The 25,314-nt window shown below is 70.3% G+C and carries 21 protein-coding genes and 1 riboswitch; of the genes, 15 read left to right on the top strand and 6 right to left on the bottom strand.

Annotated elements, in window-relative coordinates:
• Positions 1-206 precede the first annotated feature (206 nt).
• Positions 207-668: a hypothetical protein gene (locus tag M2352_RS21970; protein ID WP_264666676.1), complete on the top strand. Its 462-nt coding sequence runs from the start codon at positions 207-209 to the stop codon at positions 666-668.
• Positions 669-800: 132 nt separating this feature from the next.
• Positions 801-1,277: a hypothetical protein gene (locus tag M2352_RS21965; RefSeq protein ID WP_264666675.1), complete on the top strand. Its 477-nt coding sequence runs from the start codon at positions 801-803 to the stop codon at positions 1,275-1,277.
• Positions 1,278-1,312: 35 nt separating this feature from the next.
• Here M2352_RS21965 and bfr (M2352_RS21960) read toward each other — a convergent pair whose 3' ends face one another.
• The gene (bfr, locus tag M2352_RS21960; protein ID WP_264666674.1) at positions 1,313-1,789 is read right to left on the bottom strand and encodes a bacterioferritin; all 477 of its coding nucleotides are present in this window, start codon (positions 1,787-1,789) and stop codon (positions 1,313-1,315) included.
• A 203-nt stretch (positions 1,790-1,992) separates the two neighbouring features.
• Between bfr (M2352_RS21960) and M2352_RS21955 the strand changes: the two genes are divergently transcribed.
• The 7 genes from M2352_RS21955 to M2352_RS21925 all read left to right on the top strand — a co-directional run bounded on the left by M2352_RS21955 (position 1,993) and on the right by M2352_RS21925 (position 9,276).
• Positions 1,993-3,180 carry a DUF2325 domain-containing protein gene (locus M2352_RS21955; protein ID WP_264666673.1) on the top strand — a complete coding sequence of 396 codons (1,188 nt, stop codon included), beginning with the start codon at positions 1,993-1,995 and terminating at the stop codon, positions 3,178-3,180.
• A 178-nt stretch (positions 3,181-3,358) separates the two neighbouring features.
• Positions 3,359-3,865, top strand: coding sequence for a sigma-70 family RNA polymerase sigma factor (locus M2352_RS21950; protein ID WP_264666672.1), 507 nt, complete (start codon positions 3,359-3,361; stop codon positions 3,863-3,865).
• Positions 3,862-4,797, top strand: coding sequence for a FecR family protein (locus tag M2352_RS21945; RefSeq protein ID WP_264666671.1), 936 nt, complete (start codon positions 3,862-3,864; stop codon positions 4,795-4,797). Before M2352_RS21950 ends, M2352_RS21945 begins: the two co-directional genes overlap by 4 nt.
• 90 nt (positions 4,798-4,887) lie before the next feature.
• On the top strand, positions 4,888-7,353 hold the full coding sequence (locus tag M2352_RS21940; RefSeq protein ID WP_264666670.1) for a TonB-dependent siderophore receptor: 2,466 nt from the start codon (positions 4,888-4,890) through the stop codon (positions 7,351-7,353).
• Positions 7,350-8,504, top strand: coding sequence for a PepSY-associated TM helix domain-containing protein (locus M2352_RS21935; protein WP_264666669.1), 1,155 nt, complete (start codon positions 7,350-7,352; stop codon positions 8,502-8,504). The genes M2352_RS21940 and M2352_RS21935 overlap by 4 nt, the downstream gene beginning before the upstream one ends.
• Positions 8,497-8,964, top strand: a complete 468-nt coding sequence (locus M2352_RS21930; RefSeq protein ID WP_264666668.1) for a hypothetical protein — start codon at positions 8,497-8,499, stop codon at positions 8,962-8,964. Before M2352_RS21935 ends, M2352_RS21930 begins: the two co-directional genes overlap by 8 nt.
• Positions 8,965-9,276, top strand: coding sequence for a hypothetical protein (locus M2352_RS21925; RefSeq protein ID WP_264666667.1), 312 nt, complete (start codon positions 8,965-8,967; stop codon positions 9,274-9,276).
• Here the strand turns inward: M2352_RS21925 and bfr (M2352_RS21920) are convergent, their stop codons facing one another.
• The 4 genes from bfr (M2352_RS21920) to treZ all read right to left on the bottom strand — a co-directional run bounded on the left by bfr (M2352_RS21920) (position 9,277) and on the right by treZ (position 16,748).
• Positions 9,277-9,753, bottom strand: coding sequence for a bacterioferritin (bfr, locus tag M2352_RS21920; RefSeq protein WP_264666666.1), 477 nt, complete (start codon positions 9,751-9,753; stop codon positions 9,277-9,279). It lies immediately after the preceding gene.
• A gap of 94 nt (positions 9,754-9,847) precedes the next feature.
• A complete protein-coding gene (gene treY, locus M2352_RS21915) occupies positions 9,848-12,709 on the bottom strand; it encodes a malto-oligosyltrehalose synthase (protein ID WP_264666665.1) in 2,862 nt (953 codons plus the stop codon).
• The gene (gene malQ / locus M2352_RS21910; RefSeq protein ID WP_264666664.1) at positions 12,706-14,895 is read right to left on the bottom strand and encodes a 4-alpha-glucanotransferase; all 2,190 of its coding nucleotides are present in this window, start codon (positions 14,893-14,895) and stop codon (positions 12,706-12,708) included. The genes treY and malQ overlap by 4 nt, the downstream gene beginning before the upstream one ends.
• A gap of 47 nt (positions 14,896-14,942) precedes the next feature.
• Positions 14,943-16,748: a malto-oligosyltrehalose trehalohydrolase gene (gene treZ / locus M2352_RS21905; RefSeq protein WP_264666663.1), complete on the bottom strand. Its 1,806-nt coding sequence runs from the start codon at positions 16,746-16,748 to the stop codon at positions 14,943-14,945.
• Positions 16,749-16,862: 114 nt separating this feature from the next.
• A riboswitch (cobalamin riboswitch) is annotated at positions 16,863-17,073 on the top strand.
• Between the two features lie 117 nt (positions 17,074-17,190).
• Between treZ and M2352_RS21900 the strand changes: the two genes are divergently transcribed.
• From M2352_RS21900 to M2352_RS21875, 6 genes are all read left to right on the top strand, one after another.
• Entirely contained in the window at positions 17,191-19,119 is a 1,929-nt protein-coding gene (locus M2352_RS21900) for a TonB-dependent receptor plug domain-containing protein (RefSeq protein ID WP_264666662.1), read from the top strand.
• Entirely contained in the window at positions 19,116-19,961 is an 846-nt protein-coding gene (locus tag M2352_RS21895; protein ID WP_264666661.1) for an ABC transporter substrate-binding protein, read from the top strand. The genes M2352_RS21900 and M2352_RS21895 overlap by 4 nt, the downstream gene beginning before the upstream one ends.
• Positions 19,958-20,959, top strand: a complete 1,002-nt coding sequence (locus tag M2352_RS21890) for a FecCD family ABC transporter permease (protein WP_264666660.1) — start codon at positions 19,958-19,960, stop codon at positions 20,957-20,959. Before M2352_RS21895 ends, M2352_RS21890 begins: the two co-directional genes overlap by 4 nt.
• Entirely contained in the window at positions 20,959-21,753 is a 795-nt protein-coding gene (locus M2352_RS21885) for an ABC transporter ATP-binding protein (RefSeq protein ID WP_264666659.1), read from the top strand. Before M2352_RS21890 ends, M2352_RS21885 begins: the two co-directional genes overlap by 1 nt.
• The gene (locus M2352_RS21880) at positions 21,753-22,460 is read left to right on the top strand and encodes a DUF6925 family protein (protein ID WP_264666658.1); all 708 of its coding nucleotides are present in this window, start codon (positions 21,753-21,755) and stop codon (positions 22,458-22,460) included. Before M2352_RS21885 ends, M2352_RS21880 begins: the two co-directional genes overlap by 1 nt.
• A gap of 148 nt (positions 22,461-22,608) precedes the next feature.
• Entirely contained in the window at positions 22,609-23,775 is a 1,167-nt protein-coding gene (locus M2352_RS21875) for a DUF2235 domain-containing protein (protein WP_264666657.1), read from the top strand.
• A gap of 6 nt (positions 23,776-23,781) precedes the next feature.
• On the opposite strand, the gene M2352_RS21870 is transcribed toward M2352_RS21875, so the two are convergent.
• Entirely contained in the window at positions 23,782-25,290 is a 1,509-nt protein-coding gene (locus M2352_RS21870) for a Ppx/GppA family phosphatase (protein ID WP_264666656.1), read from the bottom strand.
• Positions 25,291-25,314: the final 24 nt, after the last annotated feature.

Below are 25,314 nucleotides of genomic sequence, written 5' to 3'. Positions count from 1 at the left end.
AACGGGATAAAATGATATGACCTTTGATGTTTATCCCTGAGAACCGCAGCCACCGTCCTCTTCACATCATGAAACGAAAGGTACCGAAGTCTTATCGGTTTGATCTTGATACCTGTTGCCATGATGAATAGAGTACGGCGCATCATCAACACTGCCCATGCTGACCGGACCGAGACGCCGACCACGTTCGGGATGGAGCGAACGTCATGTATGTCAACCGCTTCGATGGATTGCCACATCCTGCCCCCAGCATGGTCCGCCGCATCATGCAGGGGGTTCTGGTCGTTAGCCTGATCCCGATTGCCGCCGGCATCGGTATCGGGGCGGAGGCCGTCCGCGGTGCGGTTGTGCAGGCCCGTTTGGCCCGCGCGGTCGATGAGGCCGCCCTGGCCGGCGGCCGGGTTATGCACGATTCCCAACGCGACGGCCATGTTCGCCGTTTCTTCGAACAGGCCTTCCCCACCGGCTTCCTGGGTGCCCGGACCGCCCCGCTGGAGATTGATGCGGATATGGAGCAGGGAATTTTGTCGGTTCACGCGCAGGCCACGGTGGAAGCGACCTTCCTGCGGTTGATCGGGGTCAACGATATGACGGTGGAGGCCGAAGCCCTGGTCCGCCGTCCAAGCCGCAGCGGCGGCGAGCCGAAGCTGAAACGGGCTTCGTCCTGACCGCGCAAACCGGCCCACGCGGATGACCAAGCAATTCTTCTTTCCCCGGCGAGCGGCCGCCATTAAGAAATGAGTGACAGTTTCATCCCTAGGCTGAGACACATCCGCTAAGACCGTGCCGGTGCGCCTCCCGTGAGCATTCTGCCCGTCTCGTCCCCTCCCGGCAGCACCGCCGCTTCGGCGTCGGGCATGGGGAAGCTGCGTCAGATGTTGATGTCGGACGCCATCCCCGTCACGCCCATCCGCCCCATCCCCGATGAACGCCGGCGGCGTCAGGGCGCTGAACAGGTGGGCAAGGCCGACGATGCCATCCGCGGCGGCCGTCAGGCGGGCGAGGCGCAGGATCGCCGCCCGGGGCAGGTCGCCAAAGAAGGGAACGGGTTCGAGCTTCCCGCCGGCCTGCCGGATGAAGGGCCGGTCACCCCCACCCCTGTCCCGCTGTCCGCCGACCCGGTGACCAGCTTCGTCACGCAGAGCATTTATCAGGAAGCCATGGGAACGGGGCTGCACATCGAGCCCTGGGATGCGGCCATCGAAGCCTATCGCAAGGCCGATTCCGTCCCCCTGCCCCGTTCCGCCGCCGGCCGGACCGGCACCGCCCCCGCCTGAACGGAAACGCGCCGGCCCGGCCCGGTGGTGGTGTCTCAGCTTTCGCCGTAGATCTGTTCCTGCTGGTACGCCTGGGCGCCCACGCGCTGGATCAGGTCGAGCTGGGTTTCGATCCAGTCGATGTGCTCTTCGGTGTCTTCCAGCAGATGGGCCAGGATGTTGCGCGATTCATAGTCGCGCACGCTTTCACAATAGGCGATGGCCGACACCAGCGCGGTGTGGGCCGTGCGCTCCACCGACAGGTCGTTGGCCAGGATCTCCGGCACATCCTCGCCGATCTTGAGCTTGTGCAGATCCTGGAGATTGGGCAGCCCTTCGAGGAAGAGGATACGCTCGATCACCTTATCGGCGTGCTTCATCTCGTCGATGGATTCTTCGTAGATCTTGTGGGCGATTCGCTTCAGCCCCCAGTTCTTCAGGATACGGGCGTGAAGAAAGTACTGGTTGATCGCCGTCAGCTCGTTGGTGAGGATTGCGTTCAGATGCGCAATGACCTGAGGATCACCCTTCATGGCGTGGCCTTCTCTTTGGTGAGAATGAATATCATTTAAAGCCGTGTAGCGGACAGCTTGAAAAGGACCGTAGCCGAAGCCTGTTGCCTCTGCAAACGATACTGTTGCAATTGATAATCGTTCTTATTAACATTGGCGGAACAGGACGCCGCGAGCCGCCTGCTTTTCAGGCGCCCGGCCCACACCGAGCAGGAGTGTCCGGCATGTGCGACCGTTGCGCCACCACCCAGACCCCATCCCTGACCCTGGGGTCGCGCGGGCGGCTGAAGTTGTGGCTGGTTCCCCGCGATTACCATTGCGCCATCATCGGCACCTGTTTCAGCCACGAGGACATGGCGTGGATGATCCGCCGTCTTGGGTTGAAACTATCAACGGATGCAAGGGATTACGATATTCACCGCTATTTTGTGGAAAATGCTGCCTCCCCCGGTCCGGTGGCCAAGCTGATGCACAAGCGGCTGGACGAAAAATACGCCGGCGAGATCCGCCGCTTCGCCCGTGAAAGCACCGAGGCCGGGTGGCAGTCCCTGTGGGATGCGGCGCGGGAGGGGGGCACGGTGGCCCCGGCCTTCTGGGCGCTGGTCAGCCGCGAAGACGTGCCCCACACGGTCAAGATGCGGGCCTATGCCGACGTGCACATGCTGTCCCACCTGATGGGCGGTGAGAATCGTAAGCACTTGCGCGAAAAGCAGGAATTGACCCGGCGACTCGGGGATCTGACCGACCGGCTGGCCCGCGCCGAACGGGCGGAGACCGACCGGCTGACCGAGCGCGACGCCCGCATCAAGGCGCTGGAGGCCGAGGTGGCCGCCCTGCGCCGCGCCGCCCCGGCACCGGCCCGCCCGGCCCTGCCCACGGCCTCCGCCCGTCCCAGCACCCGCGCCATGCGGGAGATGGAAACCCTGCGCCGGCGGGTTTCCGCCGAACGCGCCCGTGCCCGCGCGGCAGAGACGGAATCCGACCGGCTGCGCCGGCTGCTGGACGGGCTGAGCCGCCCGGCGGCGGAGACCGGCGCCATCCGGGACGGGGCGGAGGGGGAAACGGACACCGGCTCCACCGTGCCCAGCGATCTGGCGGGGCAGGCCATTCTGTACGTGGGCGGGCGCCCGCAGGTGCTGGCCCGCATGCGCCCCACCATCGAGGCGCGCAACGGGCGGCTGCTGCACCACGACGGCGGCTGCGAACAGGCGGCCCGCTGTCTGGAAGGGCTGGTGGAGCGGGCCGACGTGGTGCTGTGCCCCATCGACTGCATCAGCCACGACGCCTGCCTGCGGGTGAAGGGGCTGTGCCGGCGGATGGACAAGCCGTTCATCCCCCTGCGCAGCGCCGGGGCCTCCAGCTTCGCCCGCGCCCTGAGCGCGCTGAAGCCGGCGGGGACCGCCACCGCCTGACCGGGAGGGGCCGGACGCGGACGTCCCCGACACCAGGACGATACCGGCGCCCCGCCCCCTCACCCCGGCAGGTCACCCATGACCGTTTTCCACCGTCCCGTCCGGTTGCGCGCCCTTGGGCGGAGCCGGTAGGAAGGACGGAGCCAACCCATCGCCGCACGGGGGGACCGCCACCCACATGGCCGAGAAAGACCGGACGTCCCTTCTGGGGCTGCTGCTTGTCCATTACCAGGACATCATCGGCCATCTGGCCCGGCGTCTGGGTTCCCCCTGTCTGGCCGAGGACGCGGTGCAGGACACCTATCTGCGCCTGCACAGCCTGAGTGCCGTGCCGGAAATCGACAACCCGCGCTCCTACCTGTTCCGCATGGCCGGCAACATCGCGGTGGACCGCATCCGGGCGGAGACCCGGCGGGGCCGCCGCTTCGTGCCCGTGGAACTGGGGCTGGAGCAGCCCGACGAGGAACCCGCCGCCGACACGGCGCTGGAGCACAAGCAGCGCCTGGACCATCTGCGCCAGGCGCTGGATGAGCTGCCGCCCCGCTGCCGCGAGGTGTTCCTGCTGCACAAGTTCGACGGGCTGAGCCACGCCGACATCGCCGCCCGGCTGGGGATTTCGCGCAGCATGGTGGAGAAGCACGTCATGAAGGCGCTGGCCCACTGCCGCGACCGGCTGGCGTCATGACCCGCGGCCCGGACGACAGCGCACCGGACAGGGAAGACAGCCCGCGGGATGCGGCGCTGGCGTGGTTCGTGCGTCTGGAATCCGGCGACGCCGATGCCGGCCAACGGGCGGATTTCGCCCGCTGGCTGGCACACGATCCGGTCAACCGGCGCGAATACGAGCGGCTGGCGGGGGTATGGCGGGATCTGGACCGCGTGCCCGACCCGCGCCCGGCACGCCGCCGGCCCGCCGTAAGCCGCCGCGGTGTGCTGGCCGGGGCGGCAGCCGCCGCCGCGGCCATGGCCGTCACCCCGGTCATCGGCACCGGCACCATCCGCACCGGCACCGGCGAGCGCCGCAGCCTGACGCTGGACGACGGGTCGCTGGTGGATCTGGACGCCGGCAGCGGCATCGCCCCCGCCTTCACGCCCGCCGGCCGGCGGGTGCGGCTGGTGGACGGGCGGGCGCGCTTCACCCCCGCCGCCGGGCGGGACGGGCCCTTCACCGTCACCTGCGGCGATCACAGCGTCACCACCCGCGCCGCGGTGTTCACCGTGCATGGGCACACCGAGGGCGTGGTGGTGGCGGTGGAGCACGGCACGGTGGAGGTGGCCTGCCGCGGCATCCATCAGGCCCACCTGGGGGCCGGCGCCTGCCGCATCCACGGCGCCGACGGCCCCGGCACGCCGGTGCCCGACGGGGTGGCCATCGAAAGCGCGTGGCGTCAGGGCCGGCTGGTGTTCCGCGACCAGCCGCTGGCGGCGGTGGTGGCCGACCTCAACCGCTATCACCCGGCGCGCATCGTGCTGTGGGGCGCGGCTCTGGCCGGTCTGCGGGTGGACGGCACCGTCGATATCACCCGGCCCGATACGGCGCTGAACGCCATCGCCCGCACCCTGCCGGTGCGGATGCAGCAGCCGGTACCCGGCGTCATCCTTCTGCGCGCTGTCTGATTTTTCAAAAAATGTGAATCCGGCGGGTGAGGATGCCTCCCCCGGCCAACGTCCTGTCTCTGTCGCCTGACGACAATGATACGCATTCTCATGATTTGGACGGAGACCGGGGTGATGGTGCAGCGCGGGGGGTGGCCGGGGCGGGCCTTGGCGGGGGTTCTTCTGGCGACGGTGGCGGTGCCCGCCCTGGCGGCGGAAACCGGCGGACGGATCGTGGTGGCCCAGCAGACGGGGAACACCGCCGCCTTCGCCATCGCCGGGGGGCCGCTGCCGGGGGCGCTGGCCGCCTTTGGGCAGGTGACGGGGCTGCAGGTGCTCTATCCCTCGGGTCTGGCGCAGGGGGTGACCTCGGCCGGGGTCACCGGGACCATGACCCCGCGGGAGGCGCTGAACCGGCTGCTGGCCGGCACCGGCCTGACCGCCCGCTTCGTCGATGCCGGCACCGTGACGCTGGAGAAGGTCGCGGCCCAGGGAACCGAGGTGCTGGACCCGGTGACGGTGGAGGGGGCCGGCGGCGGCACCGACCGCGGGCGCAGCGAGGGCACCGGCTCCTACGCCCCCGCCGGTCCGTCGGCCACCGCCACCAAGCTGCCCCTGACGGTGCGGGAAACGCCGCAGTCGGTCAGCGTCATGACCCGCCAGCGCATGGACGACCAGGGCCTGACCGAGATCAAGGACGTTCTGGGCCAGACGGTGGGCGTGACGCTGGCGGAATCCGGCGCGCTGGGAACCGACGGCAAAAGCGTCTATGCCCGCGGCTTCGCCATCAGCAACTATCAGGTCAACGGGATTCCCCGCTCCACCCTCTACGGCTTCGGGGATTCCATCGCCGACATGGCGGTGTTCGACCGGGTGGAGGTGGTGCGCGGCGCCACCGGCCTGCTGAACGGGGTGGGCGACCCGTCCGCCGCCGTCAATCTGGTGCGCAAGCGCCCCACCGCCGGTTTCTCCGGCCATGCCGAGGCCCAGGTGGGATCGTGGAACCGCACGCGGGTGGAAGGGGACGTGTCCGGCCCCCTGACCGCCGACGGGCGGGTGCGCGGGCGGCTGGTCGGCGCGCGGCAGGAAAGCGATTCCTTCATCGACCGGCTGCACCAGCGCAAAAACGTCCTCTACGGCGTCATCGAGGCCGACATCACCCCCGACACGCTGCTGACCGCCGGGCTGGAATACCAGAAGCACACCTCCAGCCACGCGTCCCGGGCCGGGTTTCCGCTGTTCTACACCGACGGGGGCAAGACCGCCCTGCCCCGCTCGCACAACAGCGCGGCCAACTGGGCGTACTTCATGCACGACAACCTGACCGCCTTTACCGAGGTGAAGCACAGCTTCGCCGTCGGCTGGACGGCGGCGTTCAACGTGGAGCACATGCGGCGGGAATACGACGGGGTGCTGGGCTATGGCGCCCGCGGGTCGCTGAACCGCGACGGCACCGGCATGGGCATCTGGCCGGGGCGGTGGAATTCCCAGCTTCAGCAGACCTCCCTCGGCCTGGACGTCAACGGCCCGTTCGAGTTGTTCGGGCGGCAGCACGAGGTGATGGCCGGGGTCAGCGGCTCTTACGCCCAGCGCAGCGGGCCGGACTATCCGCTGTGGTATCTCAGCGGCTACGACCCGTCGATCACCAACTATTTCACCTGGGCCGGGGCCATTGCCGAGCCGGTGCTGACCCCCATCGGATCGTCCCAGACCATCGAACGCCAGATGGCCGGCTATCTCGCCACCCGCCTGAAGCCGGTGGACGGGCTGTCGGTGATCCTGGGCGGGCGGCTCAGCCGCTGGCAGGAGCAGACGGCCAGCCGCCCCTATGGCGCTGCCGCCACCGCAACGGCCCGTGCGGAGAACGGGGTGTTCACCCCCTATGCCGGCATCGTCTACGACCTGACCGACGTCTGGTCGGTGTACGGCAGCTACACCAGCATCTTCAAACCGCAGGACAACAAGGATGTGGCCGGCGCCTCTCTCGATCCCCTGACCGGCAACGCCTATGAGGCGGGGGTGAAGGCGGAGTTCCTGGGCGGGCGGCTGACCGGCAGTGCGGCGGTGTTCCTGATCGAACAGGACAATCTGGCCGAGACCGATCCGGGCCGCTTCACCCCCGACGGCGCCCAGGCGTACCGCGCGGTCAAGGGCGCCAGGAGCCGGGGTGCCGAGATCGAACTGTCGGGCGAGGTGATGGCCGGCTGGCAGGTCGGCGGCGGGATCGGCCACACGGTGATCCGCAAGGCGTCGGGCGAACGGATGATGACCGAGCTGCCCAAGGACACGGTGAAGCTGTTCACCACCTACCGCCTGCCGGGCCGGTGGGACCGGCTGACGGTGGGAGCGAACGTGCGCTGGCAGGGGGCGATGTTTTCCGGTTCCGGTGCCCGCGAATACCGCCAGGACGGTTTCGCCGTCGCCGACCTGATGGCCCGCTATCAGGTGACGGAGGCGGTGGCCGCCACGCTCAACGTCAACAACGTCTTCGACAAGCGCTATCTGACCAACATCAGCAGCTACGGCTATTACGGGGAGCCGTTCAACATGCTGCTGTCCGTGCGGGCAAGCTGGTGAGCGCCGTGGGGCAGGGTCCGGCCACGCGGGGCGGCGGCGCATCGCGCACCCGGCTGTGGTTCCTGTGGCATTCGTGGCTGGCGATGCCCGTGTGGGCGTTCCTGTTCTTCGTCTGCCTGACCGGCACCATCGCGGTGGTCAGCACCGAGATCATGTGGCTGATCGACCCGGCCCTGCGCGCATCCGGCAGCGGCACGCCGCTGCCGGTCAGCGCCCTGATCGCCGCGGCGGAGGATGCCGCACCGGGCGCGCGGGCGGCGGCGGTGTCGTGGGGCGGCAGCCACATGGCCGTCGGGGTGGAGTTGTTCCTGCCCGGCGGGACCGAGGCCACCGCCTGGGTCAACCCCGTCACCGGCAGCGTCCAGGGGATGTCGGGGCACGGCTCGTTCCGCGGGTTCATCCGCGCGCTGCACGGGTGGCTGCTGACCTACCCCACCGGCTGGTACGCCGTCACGGCTCTGGCGGTGCCCATGGTGGGGTCGCTGGTCACCGGGCTGGTGGTCTACAAGCGGTTCTGGCGCGCCTTCCTCCACCCGCGGCTGCGGTGGGGCCAGGGGGCGCGGGTGCTGTGGGGCGATCTGCACCGGCTGGCGGGGGCGTGGTCCATCTGGTTCATCGCCGTCATCGCCGTGACCAGCCTGTGGTTCCTGATCTATGTGCTGCTGCTGGACCTGGGCATGGGGCTGGGCGGGCGCAAGCCGCCGGTGCTGCTGGCCCGCGACACCCTGCCGGTGGCGCAGGCGGCACCGCCCGTGGATATGGACGCCGTGATGGCGGCGGCCCGGGCCGCGGTGCCCGGCATGCGGCTGCGCTACCTGATCATTCCCGAAACCGCCTTCGAACCCGTTCTGGTCATCGGATCGGGCGGGCAGGCGCCGCTGCTGCCCGACCGCGTGCTGGTCAACCCCCACACGGCGGCGGTGATGGATGTCACCGGCGGGCTGGAAGGGGCGTCGGGCATCGAGCTGACCCGCACGGTGATGCGGGCGCTGCACACCGGCGATTTCGGCGGGCTGCCGGTCAAGCTGGTGTGGCTGGTGTTCGGCATCCTGCTGACCGGCATGGTGTTCAGCGGGATGATGATCTGGATCAGGCGCACGGCACGGGTTCTGAAGGAGGGACGGGCCTTGAAGGAGGGACGCCATGGATGAGCGGCTGCACCGGCTGTGGCAGCGGGGCAAATTCCATCTCAGCGCGCTGGTGCTGCTGGTGCCCCTGCCCTTCATCCCCGCCCAGTTCGGCGGCGCCACGGTGTTCGACCCGCCGGAGGTCGAACGCACCGTCACCGCCGGCCCCTACACCGTGCGGCTGGTCACCAGCATCCATGGGCCGCACCGGGAGCCCACGGGGGAGATGATGAAAGACTATGCCGTTCATGTGGAATCCGGCGGTCTCGGCACCATCCGCGGGGTGTTCCTGCGGGTGGGCAAGCCGCGCAGCGTCCGCACCCTGGGCGCGCTGGCCGAGGGCAACCCCTATGAGCTGGAAGCGGGGGTGACCATCCCCCCCGCCCTCTCGGGCGGGGAGGAGCTGTGGCTGACGGTGGAATCCTGGGACGGCGGGCTGCATCAGGCCGCCCTGCCCCTGGCCCCGCTTTTGGGAGGACGCTGAATGACGCGCCGTCTGTTGCTGGCCACCGCGGTGCTGCTGGGCACCGCCACCGTGGCCGAGGCCCATCACCCCACCTGCCGCTGCCGGATGGAAAGCGCGGAGACGGTTCTGTGCATCGGCGGCTTTTCCGACGGATCGGGGGCGCCGGGGGTGGTGATCGACGTCATCGCCCAGGACGAGGAGATGCTGATCCCCGGCCGGCTGGGCGCCGATTCCACCGTGCGTTTCCGCCGGCCCGGCCGGGGCTTCTACGTCCTGATGGACGCCGGCCCCGGCCACACCGTGGAGATCGACGGCGCGGCGATCCGCTGATCAGCTCTCGCCGTTGATCTGTTCCTGCTGATAGGCGGTGACGCCGATGCGCTGGATCAGGTCGAGCTGGGTTTCCAGCCAGTCGATGTGCTCTTCGGTGTCTTCCAGGATGGTTTCGAAGATCTCGCGGCTGACGTAATCCTTGGCCGCCTCGCAGTCGGCGATGGCCACCTGGAGACAGCCGCGGTTGTGGCTTTCCACGCCCAGATCGGCGTTGAACATCTCCACGATGTCCTCGCCGATCTTCAGCTTGTGGAGATCCTGGAGGTTGGGCAGACCCTCCAGGAACAGGATGCGCTCGATCATCTTGTCGGCGTGCTTCATCTCGCCGATGGATTCCTCATAGACCTTCTTGGCGACCCGCTTCAGGCCCCAGTTCTTCAGCATGCGGGCGTGAAGGAAATACTGGTTCACCGCCGTCAGTTCGTTGGTGAGGATGGTGTTGAGATGCCGGATGATGCTCGGATCGCCCTTCATGGCAGGCTGCCCTTCCCTTTTTGCCGTGGAGCGGCCACGGACCGTTGTCTAAGGCAACAGTCCGTTCACGAAATGGCACGAACCGTCGTGGCAATCAGATAATCCGGCGGTGCAAAAGAGCAACCGGAAAACGGGCCAGCACGGCGGACAGCGGCACGGAACCGCCCTCGGCGGGGGAAAGCTCCGCCCCGGTGATGACATCGGTCCACGCCCCCGCCGGGCCGGGCAGCATCAGCGCCGCATCGCCCCAGCTTTCGGCCGGCGGCAGGGGCTGGCCGGTGCCGTCCATGCGGCCCAGCACCAGCCGCGGCACAACCACCACCATGGCGGCCTCGCTCTCCCCGCCCCGGCTGCGGCGTTCGAAGGCGACGATGTGGCCAGCCCCCTCCCCCGTCACCTCCACCGGGCGGTAATCGCCGGTGGCGAACAGGGCGGGTTCGGCCCGGCGCAGGGTCAGGGCGGCGGCGATGACCCGCTGCTTGACCCGCCCGTCGGCCCACTGTTCCAGCAGCGTTTCGAGCGGCGCGTCGGCGGCCAGGGCGGCGGCGCGGGCGGCATAGTCCACCGGGCGGCGGTTGTCGGGATCGACGAGGCTGAAATCCCACCATTCCGTGCCCTGGTAGAGATCGGGCACCCCCGGCACCGTCAGCTTCAGCAGCGTCTGAGCCAGCCCGTTCACCGCCGCCGCCGGTCCGATCTCCGCCACCAGCCCGGCCACGTCGGCCAGGAACGCGGCGGAGCGGGCGGGGTCGAGCACGGCGCGCACGAACTGCTCCACCCCCTCCTCATAGGCCGGGTTGGCGTTGGCCCAGGATGTGCGGACCTTCGCCTCCCGCACCGCCTTCAGCATATAGGCCGCCATCCGGTCGGCCAGCACCGCCAGCCCCTCGGCGTCGCCGGGGGACAGGCCCGGCGGCCAGGCGCCCACGAGCGTCTGGTAGAAGATGTATTCGTCGTTGCGGCTGGGCGCGCGGGCGCCGCCGTCATGCCGCTTCTTCAGCCGGTTGAGCCGCACCCAGCGCTGGATGCGGGCGTGCCAGCCCTCGGGCATCTCCGACAGCACGGCGATGCGCAGCCGGGTGTCCTCCCCGCGCTTGTGGTCGTGGGTGGCGGTGGCCAGCAGGCCGAAGGGAAAGCGGGCCAGCCGCTCCTGGTTGACGTGGTGGAAGGCGGACACGCTGGTGCCGAACCGCCCCGGCTCGCCCCCCACCTCGTTCAGGCAGAGGAGACGGGCATAGCGGTAGAACACCGTGTCCTCCAGCGCCTTGGCCATCACCGGCCCGGTGAACTGCTGGAAGGTCATGGCCACCAGCACCACGTCTTCCCCCCGGTAGCCGCGGCGCTGGGTGAGATCGGTGGTCAGGGCCGCGTGGATGAAGTCGAGCAGGGAGGAGTCCGCCGCCCCCGCCAGCCGCCGTGCCCGGCCCACCGCCCAGTCCAGATACTTGCGGTCGGTGTCGGTGACCTGATCCCCCGTGACGTAGGTGCGGTAGACGGGCAGGCAGGCGGCCACGTCCACCAGCGCCCGCTGGATGCCGGTGATGGTGAAATCGCGGGTGGACCAGTTCTGCTGCGCCAGCCGGTGCAGCCGGGCGGCCAGCACGTGCAGTTCGCTGGACAGCGCCGTCAGCATGGTCCGGCGCTTGGTGTCGAGGATCAGCCGTTCCAGATCCACGGCACGTCCGATGACGGTGTGGTAGGCGGCGGTCATCGCCTCCTCCGCCGCCGGGTCCACGAACAGGCCGCAGACGAGGTTCATGAATTCATAGCCGGTGGTGCCCGACACCGCCCAGCCGTCGCGCAGGGATTCGTGATGGGCCAGGATCTTTTCCACCACCACATAGAACGGGTGGGGCAGCCGCAGGCCGGGCGCGTCGTGGGGGGACGGCGGTGCCTGCACCGTCAGATAGGCGGCGCGGTCCTGCAGCTTCTGGCAATAGCCGGCGGGATCGTACAGCCCGTCGATGTGGTCCAGGCGGATGCCCTGCAGCTTCCCCTCCCCGATCAGGCGGAAGACGAGCTGGTGGGCCAGTTCGAACGCCTCCGCCCGGTCGATGCGCAGGCCGGCGAGGTCGTTGATGTCGAAGAAGCGGCGGTAGTTGATCTCGTCCGCCGCCACCCGCCAGAAGGCGATGCGGTAATGCTGATCCTCCAGCAGCCGGTGCAGCCCGGTGAAGCTGTCGGGATCGCCCGGCGTGCCGTTCAGCGCCGCCAGCGTGGCGGCGATGGCGTCGGCCAGCGCCGGGGTGGCCGCGGCGGTGGCGGCCAATTGCCGGCGCAGCTCGTCGGCCTGCCGGTGGACCGATGCCTGCCGCTGCACCGACTTCGCCCCGCTGCCCAGACCGGCGAAGCCGGCGATCAGCGCGTCCAGAGCCAGCCCCGGTTCCCCCGCCCGCTCCCGCACCTGTTTCAGCAGGCGGGCGTAATGGCGCACGGCGATGGGAAGGCGGTGGCTGTGATACCACACGGAAAAGGCGCCGCGGTCGGCGTCGAAACGGGCCTGAAGCTCGCCCCGCTCCAGCACCGTACCGTAGTGATCGCCCAGGAAGGGCAGCAGCACCTTTCCCTGCCGGGCTTCCCAATCGATGTCGAAGAAGGGGGCGAAGGGGGACGCCGGCCCCCATTCCAGCACGTCCAGCCACCACGGGTTGTCGTTGCCCCCCACCCCCATGTGGTTGGGCACGAAATCGAGGATCAGGCCGATCCCCCGCTCCTGCAACGCCGCCACCATGCGGTCCAGGGCGGCGGCGTTGCCGATTTCGGGGTTAAGCTGGGCGTGGTCGGTGATGTCGTACCCGTGGGACGACCCCGCCCGCGCCTTGAGGAAGGGGGAGGCGTAGACGTGGCTGATGCCCAGCGCCTCCAGATACGGGGCCAGTTCCGCCGCCTGGTCGAAGGTGAACCCGGCGCTGAACTGCAGGCGGTATGTGGCGCGGGGAACCGCGGGGGCCGTCATCCCCCCCCCCTTTCACCGCGGCCCGAACGCACGGCGGCGGCCATGGCCTGCAGGCCGCCGTCGGATTCCAGATCCTCCACCGCCACGCTCAGGCGGCGGCGCCAGTTGGGATGCTGGTCGGTGGTCCCCGGCAGGTTGGGCTGTTCGATCTCGCCCAGCGCGTCTTCGATCTGCATCATGACGATCCGTCCGGCTGTTCTGCCAAGGTAACGGTGCACGGCCTCCGCCAGTTCCCGCGAAAACGGCTGGGCGCCGTCGTCGCTGACGTAGCGGGCGGGCTTCAGCCCCTGTTCCCCCAGGGCCAGCAGCAGGCGCCAGCGGTCCACCCCGCGGTCCCAGGCGTCCTTGCCGGCGGCCTCCGCGCTGGGATAGAGGTCGAGAGCGCGCCGGATCTCCAGATCATGGCCGGTCCAGAACCCGCGGAAGGTGGGCAGGTCGTGGGTGGACACAACCGCCATGGACTGGGCGGGGTAATCCTGCGGCGCCACATAGCCGCCGTCGGCGGTGCGCTCGAAATAGACCACGCGGTAGCTCAGCACGCCCGCCGCCGCCATGGCCGGGCGGAACCCCTCGGGCACCGTGCCCAGATCCTCCCCGATCACGATGCAGCCCTGGCGGCGGGATTCCAACGCGATGATCCGCACCATGTCCTGGAACGGGTAGCGGACGTACGCCCCATCCCCCTCGTCCGGGATCCAGAACAGATGCTCCAGCGCCATCACATGGTCGATGCGCAGCGCACCGGCGTGGCGCATGTTGGCCCGCACCATGGCGGCGAAGGGCGCGTAGGCCGCATCGCGCAAACCCACGGGCGAGAAGGGGGCGAGGCCCCAGTTCTGCCCCTTCATGTTGAACTGGTCGGGCGGTGCGCCGACGCTGGCCCCGCGCACCAGCACGCCGGGCTGCGCCCACGCCGCCGCCCCGCCGGGGGAACCGGCCACCGCAAGGTCGCGGTAGAAGCCCACCGCCAGCCCGGCGGCCTTGGCCCGCGCCGCCGCCACGCCCAATTGCCGGTCGGCTTCCCATTGCAGATAGGTGAAGAACTCCACCCGCTCCGCGTGCCCGGCGGCGAACGCCGCCACCTCCGCGCTGTCGGGGCGGCGGAAGGGTTCGGGCCAGCTCTGCCACGCCCACAGGCTGGAATCCTGACGGAAGAAGTGCTCGTGCAGGGCGTCGAACAGGGCGTGGCGGAACAGCCCTTCCCCCATGGCGGCCTGGAAGGCGCGGAAGTCGCGCCCGCGGGGGCTGCCCTCCCCCGCCAGATGGCGGGCGCGGAAGCTGCGGTGCAGCGCCTCCAGCACCGTCATCTTCAGCGCCGACACCGCCGGGTAATCCACCAGCTCCGCCCCCCGCACGGCGGCCAGCCGCTCCTGAAAGCCCGGCTCCGCGATCAGGGCCTGGGCGTCTTCGCTCTCGGCCAGATCGGGCACCGCCTCCACGTCGATGTAGAGCGCGTTGAGGAAGCTGCGCGACGACGGCGAATAGGGGCCGAAGTGGTGGGGATCGGCGGGAAACAGCGCGTGCAGCGGGTTCAGCCCCACCAGCCCGGCGCCCAGCCGCCCGGCGGTCTCGCCGAACCGGGCCAGATCGTCGAAATCGCCGATCCCCCAGTCGGTGTGCCCGCGCAGCCCGTAAAGCTGGAGCGCCACGCCCCAGGTGCGCCCGCCGGGCACCACCTCGTCCGGGGTCAGGCAGCGGCGGGGGGTGAGGATCAGCACCATCTCCGCCCCCACGGCCCCGTCGGACACGGTGACCTCCAGCCGGTGATAGCCCAGCGGCGGCACCAGGGGCAGCGTCAGGCCGCGGCGGACGTACGCCGCCCCGCCGCTCGTCCCGCTCTCCAGCACCGGCAGGGAGGGAAGCGGCACGCTTTCACAGCGCAGGCCCCCGCCCTCCTCGGTCAGGTTCCACGTCAGGGTGCCGGCGGCGGCGGCGGGGACGCTGACCGGGATGACCGGCGCCTCGTCCTCCGCCAGCACCAGCACGGGCGGCAGCAGGCGGCGCCACCCCCGCCCCTCCAGCGCCGTCAGGCTGGCCGCGGCCTCCTCCTCGGTGCCCGCCCGCAGGCCCATGGCGGCCAGGAGTGCCCGCATGGTCTCCGGCGAGGTGTCGCGGCGGTTCCCCCAGATGTCGTGATAAAAGGGTTCGATTCCCGCAACCTCGGCCAGCCGCGCAAGAACACTCATCACCGCTTCCCCGTTTTCGTTTTCGGTTTCATGGATGTCTGGTGGTATTAGGACTGCAGGAACCATCGGGCTGTCCAGCCGGAAAGCCGGCCTATGGCTTTCCCCCCCACCAGCACCTCCCCCGGCGGGAGAGCCGGCGGCGTCACCGCCCCGTCGCCCAGGTGGGCCGCCAGCGTCAGCCGGGCCCCGCCGGCCAGGGTCCAGGCGATGGAAAAGCCGGCCCCCTCCCGCCACAGCACCTCCCCCCCGCCGGCCCCCGGCAGCAGGGGCACGATGCGTTCGGCCCGCAGGCGCAGCAGCCGGCGCACCAGCGCCAGCCGGGACGCGAACGGCTCCTGCGTCACCTTGCCCCAGTCGATGCGGGAGCGGACGGCGGTCTCGGCGGCGTTGGGGTCGGGGATGCGCGCGCGGCGTTCCGGGTCGGCGAATTCGGGGAAGGCCGCAAACTCCCGCCGCCGCCCCTCCCGCACCGCGCCGGCCAGATCGCCGTCGAAATCGGTGAAGAAGGCAAAGGGGTTGGTCTCCCCCCATTCCTCGCCCATGAACAGCAGGGGGATGGACGGGGCCAGCAGGGTGATGGTCAGCAGCGCCTCCACCCGGTCCGGCGGGGCCAGCACGGTCAGCCGCTCGCCGAAGGCGCGGTTGCCGATCTGGTCGTGGTTCTGCAGGAAATTGACGAAGGCCGGCGGCGGCAGGTGCCGCGACACCTCCCCCCGCCGTTCGCCGCCGCGCAAAGCGGACGGGCCGCCCTGGTAGATGAAGCCCTCGGCCAGCGCCCGGCACAGGCCGGCGATGGGGTCGGCGGCAAAGTCGCTGTAATATCCCCCGCTCTCCCCGGTGGCCAGCACATGGGCGGCGTGGTGGTAATCGTCGTTCCATTGGGCGGTGTGGAACCGCGGCTCCCCCCCGTCGCGGGACAGGAGGCGGGCGGCGTTGTGCTCGTTCTCCAGCACCAGATGGACGTGACGGTCCCGGCCCACGCGATCACGCACCCGCCGGGCCAGCTCCTCCAGGATGTGGGGGGAAGAATCGTCGATGATGGCGTGCACCGCGTCCAGCCGCAGCCCGTCGATGCGGTATTCCTCCAGCCAATAGAGCGCGTTGTGGATCATGAAGTCGCGCACCGGGCGGGCGTGGGCGCCGTCGAAATTGATGGCGGCACCCCACGGCGTCTTGTGCCGTTCGGTGAAGAAGCCGGGGGCGTAGGCGTGCAGGTAGTTCCCGTCCGGCCCGAAGTGGTTGTAGACCACATCCAGGAACACCATCAGCCCCCGCCCATGCGCCGCGTCGATCAGCGCCTTCAGGTCGTCGGGCGTGCCATAGGCCGACCGGGGGGCGAAAAGCTGCACCCCGTCGTACCCCCAGTTCCGCCCGCCGGGGCATTCGGCCAGCGGCATCAGCTCCACCGCCGTGATGCCGGCCGCCGCCAGATGGTCCAGCCGTTCGATGGCGGCGCGGTAGGTGCCTTCGGGTGTGAATGTCCCGACGTGGAGTTCGTACAGCACCGTCTCGTGCCAGGGCCGCCCGCGCCATGCGCTCGCCGTCCAGGCGTAGGAGGCCGGGTCCACCACCCGGCTCGGCCCGTGCACCCCGTCGGGCTGCCAGCGCGACACCGGGTCGGGGACCGCCAGCCCGTCGGGCAGGATGAAACGGTAGGCGCTGCCCGCCGCGGCCTCATGGGTGGCCAGGGTGAACCACCCGTCCTCTTCCCGCACCATGGGCAGGCGGGTGCTGCCGTCGATCTCCAGCGTCATCTCCGCCACGCCCGGCGCCCACAGGCGGAACCGGACGGAACCGCCGGCCTGCGGCTGGGCGCCGAAGGGCATGGAATGGGTGAAACGGTTCTCGGTCATCGCAGCAATCCTCTGGTGTGCGGCGGCATCCCCCGACAACGCCCCGCCGCTGGGTTTGCTCCCCGCAATAAAAAAACCCCGGCAACAAAATCATTGACCCGCCGGCATCACCGCCCCTAGCTTGGCCGCGACGGTTGCCCGCAAGGGCTGAAAAGGGAACACGGTGCGGACCCATCGACAGGGTTTCAAGCCGGGGCTGCCCCCGCAACTGTAAGCGGCGAGCCGTCCGCAACGAAGCCACTGGAGCCATGAAAGACGCTCTGGGAAGGCCGCGGACAGGCGACAACCCGTGAGCCAGGAGACCTGCCGTCAACCGTGGTCACACGCGGACACATTCGGGCGGGGTGCACCGAAGGTTGCCGAACCGGGATTCCGCCCGTGCGGGATCGCGGCGGGGCTTCGTTCGCGGTGACGTGCCACCGGCGTCTCCGCCCGAGGTCTCATGACTCGTACCCTGTTCTGTCCGTCCCGGACGATTCCCGCCGCCTTTGCCATCGGCGGCGTTCTCCTCCCCCTCTCATCCCTGGCCGCCGACGACGGCACCGCCACGAGCACGGCCATGCTGCTGCCGGAAATCTCCGTCACCGCCAACCGCGTGCCCACCGCGGCGGACGCGACCGGCAGCGCGCTGACCATCATCACGGCGGACGACCTCCAGCAGCGCCAGACCCGGATCCTGTCCGACGTCCTGCGCGAGGTGCCGGGCGTGGCGGTCAACCGCACCGGCCCCATGGGCACCCTGACCCAGGTCCGCATCCGCGGGGCCGAGGGCAACCAGACCCTGGTGCTGATCGACGGGATCGAGGTCAACGACCCCGCATCGGGCTCCGAATACGACTTCGCCAACCTGCTGGCCGGCGACATCGAGCGGGTGGAGGTGCTGCGCGGGCCACAAAGCGCGCTCTACGGCTCCGACGCCGTGGGCGGCGTGGTCAACATCGTCACCCGCCGCGGCAGCGGCGCGCCCTCCCTCTCGGCGGCGGTGGAGGGCGGATCGTTCGGCACCTGGGCCGGGCGCGCCACCGCCGGCACCGGCAACGACCGCTACGACGTGGCGGTGAGTGCCCAAGGTGTGCGCAGCACCGGCGTGTCGGTGGCCGACCGCCGGCTGGGCAACGGCGAGAAGGACGGCTATCGCAACGGTACCCTGACCGCCAAGGCCGCCGTGCGTCCCACCGGCACCACCGAACTGGCGGTGGTGGGCCGCTACACCCGCTTCGACAGCGACACCGATGGTTTCACCGGCGGGCGCGGGGCGGTGGACGACGGCACCAGCACCACCGGCAAGCAGGCGTTCGGGCGGGTGCAGGGCAAAGCGGTGTTCCTTGACGGCCATTGGGAGCACATCGCCGGCCTGTCCTATGGCCGGCAGCAACGGAATTACCGCGATGCCCGCGGCCAGACCACCAGCACCTACGAGGGGCGCAAGACCAAGCTGGACTATCAGACCAACCTCAGCTTTGCCACCGGCCCAGCGGCGCACGTGCTGACCGCCGGGGTGGAGCACGAGGACGACACCGGCATCACCCGCAGCGGCTATTCCAACTTCGACCGCACCATCGGGTCAACGGGGCTGGTGGGGCAGTACAAGCTGGACCTGTTCGACCGTCTGACCCTGACCGGCAGCGTGCGCCGCGACGGCAACGACCTGTTCCAGGACGCCACCACCTGGCGCGGCACCGCCGCCTACCGCGTGGAGGACACCGGCACCAAGCTGCGCGCCTCCTACGGCACCGGGGTCAAGAACCCGACGCTGTTCGAGCTGTACGGATACACCGCCACCTATGCCGGCAACCCGGACCTGAAGCCGGAAAAGGGCCGCGGCTGGGACATCGGCGCCGATCAGGCGCTGTGGGGCAAGCGGGTGGTGGCCGATGCCACGTGGTTCAACCAGCGCATCCGCGATCTCATCACCGGGACCGGACGCACCTCCATCAACATGCCCGGCGAATCCCGCGTGCAGGGGCTGGAGGTGGGGCTGACGGTGGAGCCGGTGGACGGGCTGACGCTGCGCGGCTCCTACACCTGGACCGAGGGCGAGGACTCCACCGGGGCCGAGCTGGTGCGCCGGCCCAAGCATCTGGCGAGCCTGAACGCCAATTACCGCTTTCTGGAGGACCGGGCCAACGCCAACATCGGCGTGGTCTACAACGGGCGCACCAGCGACTGGGCCTATGATTCCTTTTACAACCGCCAGCCGGTCAGCCTGACGCCCTACACGCTGGTCAACCTGTCGGGATCGTACACGCTGACCGAGCGGGTGGAGGCGTTCGGGCGCATCGAGAACCTGACCAACCGCCATTATCAGGAGGTCTGGACCTATGGCGCCGCCGGGCGGGCGGGCTATCTCGGCCTGCGGCTGGCGCTGTGATCCGGCGGACCGTGTGTCTCCTCGCCGCCCTCCTGCTGTGCGCAGGGGGGCCGGCGCTGGCCGGGGACGGCGCCGCCAAACCGCAGCGCATCGTCTCGCTCAACCTGTGTGCCGACGAATTGCTGCTGCGGCTGGTGGAGCCGGGGCGCATCGCCTCGGTCACGTGGCTGGCCCGCGACCCCTGCGGGTCCACGGTGGCGGCCATCGCCGCCGGCATCCCCGTCAACCGCGGGCTGGCGGAAGAGATCGTGCCGCTGCACCCCGACCTGATCGTCGGCGGGACATACACCACCCGCACCGCCGCCGGGCTGCTCAAACGGCTGAACGCGCCGCTGGTGGAACTGGACGTGCCCCAGACGCCGGAGGACGCGGCGGACCAGATCCGTGCCCTGGCCCGCACGGTGGGCGAGCCGGAGCGGGGGGAGGCGCTCATCGCCGCCATGTTGGCCCGCTACGACGCCGCGGCCCCCGCACCGGGGGACCGCCGGCCCACGGCGGTGGTGCTGCGGCCCAACGGCTTCGTGGCCGGGCCGGGCACGCTGACCGACGCGGTGATGGCGCGGGCGGGGCTGGAGAATGCGGCGGGACGGCTGCCGGGAGGCGGGTTCGGGCCCTTGCCGCTGGAAGCCATCCTGCTGGGCGGGGCCGAGCGGCTGATCACCGATGACACTCCCGGCGCGCCGCCGTCGCTGGCGAATGCGGTGCTGCACCACCCGGCGGTGACGGCGCTGTCCCGGCGGGTGCGCACGGTGACGGTGCCGTCGCGCCTGCTGACCTGTGCCGGGCCGCAGAACGCCGAGGCCGCGGCCCTGCTGGCGGCGGCGCGGGGAGAGGGGCCATGAACGGACGGATTCCCTATGGGGTCTTGATGGCGGCCCTGGCCGGGCTGGCGCTGGTGCTGTGTCTGGTGTCCATGGCCGTGGGCTATGTGCCGTTCGACGCCGCCGCCGCTGCGGGCGACTGGCTGGCCGGGCGGGACACGCTGCAAGCCCTGGTGTTCGCCGAACTGCGGGTGCCGCGGGCGGTGCTGGGGCTGCTGGTGGGGTTCAGCCTGGGGCTGACCGGGGCCGCCATGCAGGGGTGGCTGCGCAACCCGCTGGCCGAACCCGGCATCGTCGGCGTGTCCAGCGCCGCGGCGCTGGGGGCGGTGGCGGTGTTCTACAGCGGACTGTCGGCCACGCTGGCACTGGCCCTGCCGCTGGGGGGCATGGCCGGGGCGGCGGTGGCAGCCTTGCTGCTGACCGTCATGGCCGCACGCGGGGCCGGGACCACCACGCTGATCATCGGCGGCATCGCCGTCAACAGCCTGGCCGGCGCGCTGACCGCCCTGACCCTCAACCTCGCCCCCAACCCCTATGCGGCGCTGGAGATCGTGTTCTGGCTGATGGGGTCGCTGGCCGACCGCGGCAGAGACCAGGTGATGCTGGTGCTGCCGCCCATGCTCGTCGGCTGGTCCTTGATCCTGTCGGGCGCGCGGGCGCTGGACGCCCTGACGCTGGGGGAGGACACGGCGCGCAGCCTGGGCTTCGACCTGACAGCACTCCGCGGGCGGCTGATCGCCGGGGCGGCGCTGGCGGTGGGCAGTGCGGTGTCGGTGACCGGGGCGGTGGGCTTCGTCGGGCTGGTGGCGCCGCACCTGATGCGCCCGCTGGTGGGGGCGCATCCGGGCCGGTTGCTGCCGGCCGGCGGGCTGGCCGGGGCGGTGCTGATCCTGGCCGCCGACATCGCCGTGCGCCTGCTGCCCACCCGGCCGGAACTCAAGCTGGGCGTGGTCACCGCGCTGGTGGGGGCCCCCTTCCTCATCCTCCTCATCGCGCGGCTGCAAAGGGAGGAGCCGTGATGCGCATCGACACCCAGTCCATGACGGTCCAGGCCGGCGGGCGGCCTCTGCTGCGCGATGTCAGCCTGTCGCTACGGCCCGGCGTGTTCACCGGGGTGATCGGGCCGAACGGGGCGGGCAAATCCACCCTGCTGCGGGTGCTGGCCGGCATCGCCCCGCCCATGGCCGGCACCGTCACCTATGACGGTGAGCCCTTGGGGCGGCTGGGCCGGCGGCGGCTGGCCCGTGCCGTGGCCTATCTGCCCCAGGACGGGCCGGTTCACTGGCCGTTGACGGCGCAAGCCGTGGTGATGCTGGGCCGGCTGCCCCACCGCGGCCTGCTGGGCGGGGTCACGCCCGCCGACCGCGCGGCGGTGGAGCGGGCGCTGACCCTGACCGACGCCCGCCATCTGCGCCACCGCATCACCGGCACCCTGTCGGGGGGCGAACGGATGCGGGTGCTGCTGGCCCGGGCACTCGCCACCGAACCGGCGCTGCTGCTGGCCGACGAGCCGGTGTCGGCGCTGGATCCCCGCCACCAGTTGGCGGCCATGGCGCTGCTGCGGGCGTCAGCCCGCGGCGGGACCGGGGTGGTGGCGGTGCTGCACGACCTGACGCTCGCCGCGCGCTTCTGCGACCGGCTGATCCTGCTGGCCGGCGGGGGGGTGATGGCCGACGGCCCGCCCGCCGCCGTGCTGACCGATACGCTGCTGGCCGCGGCCTACGGCATCGCCGTTCACCGCGGGGCGGTGGACGGCGCGCCCTACCTGCTGCCCTGGACCACCCTTCCCTCTTCCGAAAGGACGCTTGCGTGATGTTCGATTCGTTGACCGATGAGACCTTGTGGCCGTGGCTGCGCGCGGCCCTGGCCGATCCCGCCACCGGCTGGGGGCTGGGCAGTTTCGGCGCCATCGCCGAGTTCACCCGCGACGAGGACGAAGCGGTGCACCTCGCCCTGGACGGGCCGGTGATGACGGTGGGCACGGCCCGCGGGGGCATCCGCCTGCGCCATGATCCCCGCGTGCGGGCGGTGCCCTATGCCATGGCCGGCAGCAAGAAACCCGCCGTGGCCCTGTGCCTGCCCACCGAAATCTGCACCGGCAGCGGCGTCACCGCGGTGACCGAGGTGGGGCCGGACGACGATCCCATCGACCCGCGGGACGGCGGCGTCCTGTTCGACCTGGGCCTGAACCTGAAGCAGGTCACCGCCTGCGTCCGCGCCGCCGATCCGGTGACGGCAGAGCGGATTCGCGCCGGGGCCGGCCTGGGCATGTTCGATCCGGCCGGCCCGCTCGCCACCGCATGGCCGGACCTCAGCCCCCACCGGGTGTTTCTGTGCCCCTTTGCGCGGGCGGAGGTGAAGCAGCCCATCCCCCGCCCCGACGGGCGCAGCCCGGACGGGCCGCACACCCATGTACTGCCCAAGCTGCTCGCCACCGGGCGCACCCACGCCGCCAACGTGCCGGCCCCCGACGGGTGGATTCCCTGCCTGACCGTGTTCCCGCCCGCCTTTCCCCAATAACGGCGGGTCTGGCCAAGAAAAACGGGTGGGCGTTAGGGTTTGACCCCCGTTGTTATCTGGTATGGAATCCCCTTCAGGATTCAGGTTTTCGTTTCATCACCATGTGCATTTCGTTGTATGCATTTGGTCCCTGAAGGGGCATCCGGCCATGGCCAAGAACATCGTCGTCTGCTGCGACGGCACATCCAACGAATTCGCCACCAAGCGGACCAACGTGGCGAAGATGGTCTTTGCCCTGAACAAGGATCCCCGCGTCCAGACGGTGCATTACCACCCCGGCGTCGGCACCATGGCGGCACCGGGCACGGTGACCCGCATCGGCGGCGTCCTCACCCGCGCCGCCGGGCTGGCGTTCGGCTACGGTCTCGACCGCGACATCCGCGACATCTACAGCTTCATCGCCGACACGTACGAAGAGGGTGACAAGCTGTTCCTGTTCGGGTTCAGCCGCGGGGCCTATACGGTGCGGGCGGTCGCATCGCTGCTGAAGCTCTATGGTCTGGTGCCGCCGGGCAATGGCCCGCTGGTGCCCTACATCGTCCGCATGATGTGGGCCATCACCCGGCTGGAACGGCGCTCCAAACCCCAGGAGCCGCCTGATCCCCGGATCAAGGGCTATTTCAAGCTCGCCGGCGATTTCAAGGCCACCTGCGCCCGCCCCTGCAAGCCCCATTTCGTCGGCGTGTGGGACACGGTGAGTTCGGTCGGATGGTTCACCAGCCCGGTCAGCCTGCCCTACACCGCCAACAACCCGGACATCGCCATCGCCCGCCACGCGGTGGCCATCGACGAGCGGCGCGCCTTCTTCCGCACCAACCTGTGGAAACCGGCGGCCAAAGAACCCAGCGGGCCGAAGGATCTGGTGCAGGTGTGGTTCCCCGGCACCCATTGCGACGTGGGCGGCGGCCACCCGGAAGCCGAAAGCGGCCTGTCGAAGGTGGCGCTGGAATGGATGCTGGAGGAGGCCAAGGCCGCCGGCCTGCTCCTCGACCCGGACAAGACCGAGGAGATCCTGGGCCGGGGCAAGAACCCGGCTTATGTGAAGCCCGACGCCGACGGCCCGATCCACGATTCCATGTCGTTCCTGTGGAACCTGCTGGAATACGTGCCCCGGCCCCGCTGGAAGAGCGGCGAACGGATCTGGCAGGCCAACGAGGGCCGCCGCCGCAGCCTGCCGTCCAAGCCGGTGGTGCACGACGGCGCGTGGACGCGCACCGACGGTTACGCCGCCACCCTGCCCCCCGATGCGGTGAAGCTCAGCAGCCTGCGCAAGAGCAAGGAAGCGGCGCGCAAGGAAACGGCCCCCGCCGTGTGACCCGTCTTACGCCGGGTCGGCCTGGACGGTGATGCGGGCCTTCCGGTTCAGGACGCGGGCCAGCCCGTCCAGCCGGCGCTGCACCACGTCGCCGTTCAGTTCCGCCGCATCGCCGGGCAAGGTCAGTTCCAGCACCTCTTCGGTCAGGCGCAGGGAGGTGCGCTGAAGCTGGGCGGTGGCCCCGCCGCTCAGCGTGTGGGCCAGACGCAGGGCCAGGCCCAACACCACCGCCCGCAGGCTCTGGGCCTCGGTCAGCAGCCGGCGCAGGGATTCGTGCCCCACCCCCTCCAGCGACCCGGCATAGCGGGTGTAGCCGCTCAGTGCCAGGAACACCCGCCCGGCGTGGTCGATGCCGGGGAAGGGGAAGCGCAGAACCCGCAGGAAGGCGTGTTCCGCCCGGTAATCCGGGTGCTCCGCCCACCCCAGGTCGCTCAACAGGCACGCGGCGTGGCGCAGGCGCAACGCCTGTTCATCCTCGCCCGCGAACAGGCCGCCGGTCCAGTTGACCAGCAATGCGGCGTCGCCGAACCGCCCGAAGCGGTTGGACCAGTCGTCGCCCGCCGCCAGCAGCGGGTCGCGCCGCTGCTCTTCCGGCGGCAAAAGCCCGTACAGGTGCCCTTCGCGCAGGCCGAAGGCGGAGAACACCACCTGCGACGGCTGCACCAGCTTCACCAGCCGCTCGAACACCAGGGCGGCATAGGGCAGCGTGTCGATGCGGCGCTTGGACCCGACCGCCATCTTTTCCAGCGCCGCCCGGTCGCGCCGCGCCACCATGCCGGCGAACTCCCGCGCCACGTCGCCGGGCACGGTATAGTGGTGGATGATGTGCAGCGGATGGCCGGCCTGTTCCATGTGCAGCTTGGCCAGCGCCCGCCAGCTTCCCCCCACCGGGTGGAACGGGCGCCCCTTGGCCGAGGCCAGCCAGGGCAGGGATTCCAGATGCTGGTCGATGGTGCGGACGATGGCGTTGCGCCCCTCTCCCGCCTCCATCAGCCGCAGCGGCCCCAGCGGCAGCGTCACCTGCGGCCCCATGACCCCGCGGTCCAGCGTGACCAGTTCCAGGCTGCCGCCGCCCAGATCGCCCACCAGACCATCGGCCCCCGGCGTGCCCGACAGCACGCCCTGGGCCGACAGCCGCGCCTCCCCCTCTCCGCTGACGACGGAGATGGTGAGACCGGCCTTTTCCTTGACCGCGGCGACGAAGGCGGCACCGTCGGCGGCATCGCGCACGGCGGCGGTGGCCAGCACGTCCAGCCGGCCCACCCGCATCCCCTCGGCCAGATGGCGGAAGCGCTGGAGGTTGACCAGCGCCTGCGCCACCCCGTCGGCGTTCAGCCGCCCGCTCTTTTCCACCCCCCGGCCCAGCCCGCACAGCACCTTCTCGTTGAAGATCGGGATGGGGGCGCGCTTCAGCCCGTCGTACACCACCAGACGGATGGAGTTGGAGCCGATATCGATCACCGCGACCCGCTCGCTGAGGCCGGCGGCGGGGCGGGGTGCGGTGGGGGCGGTCATGCGGACACCGTGATCATTACCTTC

The sequence above is a fragment of the Azospirillum fermentarium genome (assembly GCF_025961205.1).
In the GTDB taxonomy this organism is placed as follows: domain Bacteria; phylum Pseudomonadota; class Alphaproteobacteria; order Azospirillales; family Azospirillaceae; genus Azospirillum; species Azospirillum fermentarium.
The sequence above is the reverse complement of the archived record's forward strand: the minus strand, read 5'-3'. Positions and strand labels throughout refer to the sequence as shown.